The organism is Paenisporosarcina sp. P4_E4_2 (assembly GCF_056401595.1).
Map to the genome: position 1 here is coordinate 1 of NZ_JBFUJC010000256.1, position 4,537 is coordinate 4,537.

At 37.3% G+C, this 4,537-nt stretch carries 5 protein-coding genes and 1 pseudogene; 4 read left to right on the top strand and 2 right to left on the bottom strand.

The window, feature by feature from the left end; translation table 11 throughout:
• Nucleotides 1-463: 463 nt before the first annotated feature.
• Complete coding sequence (locus tag AC1DSB_RS14830; RefSeq protein ID WP_477533139.1) at nucleotides 464-907, bottom strand: carboxymuconolactone decarboxylase family protein; 444 nt, start codon at nucleotides 905-907, stop codon at nucleotides 464-466.
• A gap of 211 nt (nucleotides 908-1,118) precedes the next feature.
• Here AC1DSB_RS14830 and AC1DSB_RS14835 point away from each other — a divergent pair.
• The 4 genes and pseudogenes from AC1DSB_RS14835 to AC1DSB_RS14850 form a co-directional block, all read left to right on the top strand.
• Nucleotides 1,119-1,247 (top strand): annotated as a pseudogene (locus AC1DSB_RS14835) (aldehyde dehydrogenase family protein); the annotation flags it as partial.
• A gap of 42 nt (nucleotides 1,248-1,289) precedes the next feature.
• Nucleotides 1,290-1,976, top strand: coding sequence for a cyclase family protein (locus tag AC1DSB_RS14840; RefSeq protein ID WP_477533140.1), 687 nt, complete (start codon nucleotides 1,290-1,292; stop codon nucleotides 1,974-1,976).
• Nucleotides 1,977-2,100: 124 nt separating this feature from the next.
• Nucleotides 2,101-2,667, top strand: coding sequence for a signal peptidase I (gene lepB, locus AC1DSB_RS14845; RefSeq protein ID WP_477586994.1), 567 nt, complete (start codon nucleotides 2,101-2,103; stop codon nucleotides 2,665-2,667).
• 376 nt (nucleotides 2,668-3,043) lie between these two features.
• Nucleotides 3,044-3,805, top strand: a complete 762-nt coding sequence (locus tag AC1DSB_RS14850; RefSeq protein ID WP_477586995.1) for a YqjF family protein — start codon at nucleotides 3,044-3,046, stop codon at nucleotides 3,803-3,805.
• Between the two features lie 532 nt (nucleotides 3,806-4,337).
• Here AC1DSB_RS14850 and AC1DSB_RS14855 read toward each other — a convergent pair.
• Nucleotides 4,338-4,537: hypothetical protein (locus tag AC1DSB_RS14855; protein ID WP_477586996.1), on the bottom strand; the 200-nt coding region annotated here is incomplete at its 5' end.

Sequence of the window (4,537 nt, forward strand, 5' to 3'; positions counted from 1 at the left end):
AGAGGCTGAAGCTGAATTAAATAAGGTACTTAAAGAAGTCGGCTTAGCAGAATCAAGCATTGCCAGCGAAGTAGCACAATAAGAAAAAATCGTCCGATTGAACGGACGATTTTTTTATTTAACATTATGTCAGTTGGTATATATACAAATGTGAAGCCAGCTGCCTTTAAAAGGCAGCTTTTCTTAAGGAGTAATGAAATCGAATACTTCCCAATCCGGGTGTTATGTCTACTAGGAATGCATGCAGCACACTCGTTCAGCGATAGAATAGATATTTTACAGAACGCATTTTTTCTTCAACTAACTGGTGCTTTACTTTCAATAAGGAGTGAAGCCTTTTTTCTTATTGAACTAACAGGGCAGTTTAGTTCAATAAGAGAATGACTGTGTAATGTTGCTTTTGACACAAACAGTGCAACAGAATAATTGAAAAAACGAACACCAAAGGATGTTCATTAAGAAATTAAATCTTTGTTGGTGTATTGCCCATTGCAATAGAGATTCTATTCCAACTGTTTATCTGATTAATAATAAGAACTAGATCAACATATTGTTTTTCATCATAATGCTCTCGGACACGCTTGTATAAGTCATCAGGAACTCTTTTAGTAGGGATTAGAGTAATATGCTCAGATAGTTCGAGAGCAACTTTCTCTTCAGGTGTATAAAAAGAACATTCATTCCAAGCATTTAAACAATAAATGCGTTGTTCGGTTTCACCCATCTTACGAGCATCGGATGTATGCATATCTATACAGAAGGCACAACCGTTAGTTTGAGAGGCTCTAATTTTGATTAACTCTCTAGTAGTTCTATTAATTGTAGTCTGCTTAGTGTACTTCTCCATATCCATCATAATTTTCATACCATCAGGTGCAATATCATAATAGGGAACTCTTTGACTCATAAGGCAAGACTCCTTTGATTTTAAGATACTAGTATTATACCTTTATACGAAAATTAGCACTAAGATTTTGTTTGTATGACATTCAAAATCAAGAGGAACTTCAGTTGTAATTAGTTGCTTCACAGTTCGATGATGATATGCAAAAGTAGATGCTAAAGAGGAATAAAAATGTCTAGAGTTCGGTAAGATCCGGTTATGGTGCCAATTCTGAAAATCAGGACAGGTGTTTATCAATAGTTACGGCGCTGCCGGAGGAGTCCAAATGCCTTTTGGAGGATACAAAAAAAGCGGAATTGGCAGAGAAAAAAGCCATCTTGCCTTGAGCAATTACGTCCATTAAATAAGGGATCTAATATAACTAAAATATAGGGAGCGTGTCAGTATGTCAAAATACGTTGAAATTGGTTACCCAATATATGAAGGAATGCCCGTTTATCCAGGTTTGCCTGAAGTGAAATTAGAACCAAGAGAACGCTTGAACAAAGGAGATGACTGGAACGGCAGCGTATTGAGTATGTATCTTCATGCCGGGACCCATGTTGATGCCCCACGACATCATTTGAATAATGGCAAGGGAATAGACGCTATTCCTATTGAAGATTTTATCTATCGGAAGCCTTTGGTAATCGATTGCCCGGTAGGCCCTAACGGCTTTATCACCATTGAAAAGTTAGAGGAATATGAAGAGCTGAACGAAGCAGATATTCTAATCTTCAATACGAGTCATTGGAAACACCGGGATACGGATTTCGAGAAATACGCTAATAATTTCCCGGCTGTCTCCCCGGAAGCCGCCGAATATATCCGGACAAAATTGCCTAACTGCAAAGCTGTGGGCATTGATACGTTGAGCATTGAAAACCTGACAGAAGCAAAAGGAAACGGCTATTTTGTGCACCATGCCTTCTTGGATCATGAAAAGTATGAAGAACCAACGATGCTCATCTATGAAGACATCAATCCAGAGCCATTAATCGGCAAAAAGCTCATTTCTGCCTTTACAGCACCGCTTCGCATCAAAGATCACGATGCCTCTATCGTCAATATCGTCGTTGAAGTTGAAGAATAAAAGCCATTCCTGAATTCTGGCGGCCAAATTCTTTGTGTTCTTCAACCAGTGACAGGTTAGTTGAAGAAGGAATTATCGGCTATATTGAAGAATACTATTTTGAAAGAAGCCAGGAGGCCACAAAATGGAACAAACAAAAGAAGAAAAAAGTGAAATTTGGGAATGGGCAAAAGCACTGTTCATTGCATTTGGACTTGCCTTGCTAATTCGTTATTTCATATTTACCCCAATTGTTGTAGATGGAGAATCAATGGATCCAACTCTTGACGATGGAGACCGTATGGTGGTCAACAAAATTGGTTACGAGGTAGGACAACCAAACCGTTATGATATCGTGGTATTTCATGCAACTGAAGACAAAGATTATATTAAACGAATAATTGGTTTGCCAGGTGAACATGTTGCCTATAAAAATGATCAGTTATATATAAATGGAGAACCGCAGGATRAACCTTATTTAGAGTCTCGTAAAGAAGATTTAAACGAAGGTGAAGGTAGTTTAACAAAAGATTTTTCACTTGAAGAGAGTACTGGAAAGACAATAATTCCTGAAGGATACGTGTTTGTTATGGGGGATAATCGTGGAAATAGTACGGACAGTCGAATAATTGGCCTGATTTCAATGGAAGAAATCATAGGCAACACTGGAATTGTTTTTTGGCCACCAAGTGAAATAGGACTTGTGAAGTAATGTACGCCAATAACAAGCAAGATGAAGCAAATTTATTTATGTATAATCAACTCCAGATTCCTAATACTAACTAAGCTTTCGAAGCATAACATGGTGTGAGGTTAATCGCGATGAGATTTATTGCTTGGAGTGCAGTAGGAGCTGGGTAAAGTTATATGCCCTAGAGGATTCCACATTTTGGGGACTTTTATATTGAACCTCTTAGTTTTATTAGGTTTGATCTATTATATAAAAGGCTAATCAATTCATCGGTTTTAATGGAAAAATAAGGAGTACTGCACTTTTTTATTAAAGTAAGAACAAGGATTTTTTAATTGAGATAACTGTAGCAGAATAGTTACATTTGTAAATGATGGTAAAGAGCGGTGGATTAGTTATGGGAGAACATATTGACTCAAAAATAACCCGATGGGACGACAGTCATCGCCAATGGCCACTACCACATTTACCATGGATGTTGAAGCAGACTTGGAACGACCTTTTGTTTGCCCACTATCCTATTAAACTTGAGGTGTTACGAAGACTAGTACCCGATGTGCTAGCGATAGACTCTTTTAATGAAATGGGCTGGATAGGTGTAGTTCCATTTCATATGACTGGCATACGATTACGAGGCTTGCCGCCTCTGCCTGGTACTAATCGCTTTCCTGAGCTCAACGTCCGAACGTATGTAACGATTGATGGTAAGCCAGGCATTTACTTTTTTAGTCTGGATGCTACCAATTTGCTTGCAATAAAGACGGCTAAAACATTTTACCACTTACCATATTTATATGCTGATATTGTGGTGAAGCATAATGGACCTACCGTTGAATATGAAAGCAGGAGACTAAGTGACGATAATTCAAAATTGCTCTGTAGCTATTGGCCAATTTCTGAACCGTTTCACACAGCTAAAGGCACTTTTGATGAATGGATGTCCGAGCGCTATTGTTTATATACACTGAACAAAAGGGGAGTACCCTTACGATGTGATATTTTGCATCAACCATGGATGCTTCAGCACGCAGAAGCAGAAATAAGTCATAACACGATGTTATCCAGCCAGGGAATTCAAGTTGAAAGTGCTCAGCCTATCTTGCATTTCTCAAAAAAAATAGAGGTCCGCATGTGGACTTTAGTACATGCAATTGAGTAATCGATATGATGCTTAGGCACAATTTATATTCGAATTTGGGATCTTTTTTATGTTTAATTTAGATTTTGTACCAGATAACTGAGCGGGTTAGTGGAAGGGCTATTATTTTTGGTCACTCGGAGTAAAAAACAAAGAAGATAGCCACCCACTGAGCTATATGTAACACACTATATCATTAAAAGAAAAAACACCATCTCATAAGAGATAGTGTTTTTTGGAAGAACTCTTCGTTCCTTAAGAGTTCTCGAGGGTTTGGCACCCAATAAATCTGACTGTTTTGAAAACAAAACATTAACTTCAAACTAACAATCCAAATTATTGGAAGCCAAAACTACAATATGTTAGTGAACTTAAAGTTCACGACTGTTATCATAATAGAACATAATGCAATACAAAACAATGATTATTTTTACTCATAATATTTTAATCAAAACGTAGCCTATTAAAACCTCAACCTTCAAAAGAAAAACGATAGCCATTTCGTAATTTAACAGAGCCAAATAAAAAAACCGGTTAGTATACCTAACCAGTTTTACATCACGCCTGAGTTATTTGAAAGTGACCTTCTAGTTTTATTTACTACTTCTCCATTATATTCAAGCCATTTTTCTTTTTCTCGCTCTACTGCTCGATTTTGCCATTCAAACCAAACAAACGTACATTCACTACAATGATTGTCTACACCACTATTATTGTTCATATCTCTACGTGTAAATAAGGTCCTCTTAAGAC

Excerpts from the sequence above, each read along its gene's own strand:
- AC1DSB_RS14830 (WP_477533139.1), bottom strand. The coding sequence starts at position 907 with ATGAGTCAAAGAGTTCCCTATTATGATATTGCACCTGATGGTATGAAA.
- AC1DSB_RS14840 (WP_477533140.1), top strand. The coding sequence starts at position 1,290 with ATGTCAAAATACGTTGAAATTGGTTACCCAATATATGAAGGAATGCCC.
- AC1DSB_RS14850 (WP_477586995.1), top strand. The coding sequence starts at position 3,044 with ATGGGAGAACATATTGACTCAAAAATAACCCGATGGGACGACAGTCAT.